Origin of the sequence: Bradyrhizobium sp. CCBAU 45384, from assembly GCF_028128665.1 — a bacterium.
Taxonomy (GTDB): Bacteria; Pseudomonadota; Alphaproteobacteria; order Rhizobiales; family Xanthobacteraceae; genus Bradyrhizobium; species Bradyrhizobium manausense.
Map to the genome: position 1 here is coordinate 1 of NZ_LBIZ01000048.1, position 1,376 is coordinate 1,376.

Here is a 1,376-nt window from a genome sequence, read left to right on the forward strand (position 1 = left end):
CACTACTTTGGCAGTTTGATTCACGCTGCTATCCTGCGCTGATCCACCTTCGGCAGTGCGGACATCGCTGAAGCGGCATTCGCGCGATGAGATCGACGATGGCGTGTCGGACGGCGGGCAAGGTCGGTTGCGGCGGCGGACCGTTGATTCTTTTTTTCCCGCCTCACTTTTGTGAGGCGGCGATGTTGGAGGAAGGCGTAAGCGATCATGGTCATGAGCGCATGTCGGTGAAGGCCTTGCCAGGACCGTCCCTCGAAGTGGTCGAGGCCGAGTTCCTCCTTCAGTTGCTGATGGGCCTGCTCGCAAACCCATCGTGCCTTGATGGTGGCGGCCAAACTGCGCAGGTCCATCCCGGCTGGCAGGTTCGCAAGGTAGTATTTCTTCTCTCCCGACGCGCGGTGCTCGCCGATGAGCCAGGCTTCGTCCCCTGGAAGATGCTGCTGGCCCTTGTCCCATATCCGTTGCGGAGGTCCGTCCGCTGTGCGCACGCGGACAGCGGCAAAGCGGGCCTTCAACCGGCCTTTCGTCCCGTTTCGCCAGCTCACAGTTTTCCACTTGGCATCGGCCAGCATGTCTTCAGCCGCAATCGATAGAACGTCGGGAATGCTCCGCTTGCGGGGGCGGCCACGCCGGGCCTTTGGCCAGATAAGTTTTACGTCGACAGGGTACACCTTGAGATGACGTGGAATGCCAACCGCCCAGGCAAGCTTGCGGGCCGTGAGAGCTTGACGGAACGGCGCGCTCATCCCGTAACCGGCATCCGCCAGGACGCAGCCGAAGCGGACACCGGCCGCAAGGATGCGATCAACTTCGGCCAAGGCCATCTCCGGCTTCGTTCGGGCCGTTTGATATTCGGCCGGAACCCCGGCCCGCTTCAAACGGACTCGATCGCTCGTCCAACTCTCGGGGAGGAAGAGGCGCAGCGCCACCATCACCGGCACCTCACCCCGCGCGAGCGTCAGCGACACCAGGGTCTGGCAGTTGGCCGTCTTGCCCAGGGCCGAAGCATATTGCGCGGCGACACCGACCGAGTGCGTGCCCTTCTTCGGCACGGCGGTATCGTCGATCACCAACACCGCATCGTCGCCGCCAACGAGCCGATCCGCTTGAACGAGCAGCTCTGTCTCCAATGGCGCCACATCCCAGACGCCAGCCGCAACAAAATGATGCAGCTGATCATAGTCGCCGGGCGCCAGCCGCTCCGCCATCGGCTGAACGCTCTTGCGATCGCCAGGGCCGATCAGCCCCATCACATAAAGCGGACACATCCGCCGCCGCGCCTTATGTCCCAGGCGATCCAAGAACGGCGTAAGCCAGCCTCGCAGTTCGTCTTCCCAAGTCGACGTCGTGCCTGCCATGGTCGGCCCTCCAAAAGC

At 62.9% G+C, this 1,376-nt stretch carries 1 protein-coding gene; it reads right to left on the reverse strand.

Annotated features, from left to right (window positions below):
* Positions 1–20 precede the first annotated feature (20 nt).
* Positions 21–1,358 (reverse strand): IS701 family transposase, encoded by a 1,338-nt coding sequence (locus tag XH80_RS02965; protein ID WP_271597264.1) that lies wholly within the window; start codon positions 1,356–1,358, stop codon positions 21–23.
* Positions 1,359–1,376: the final 18 nt, after the last annotated feature.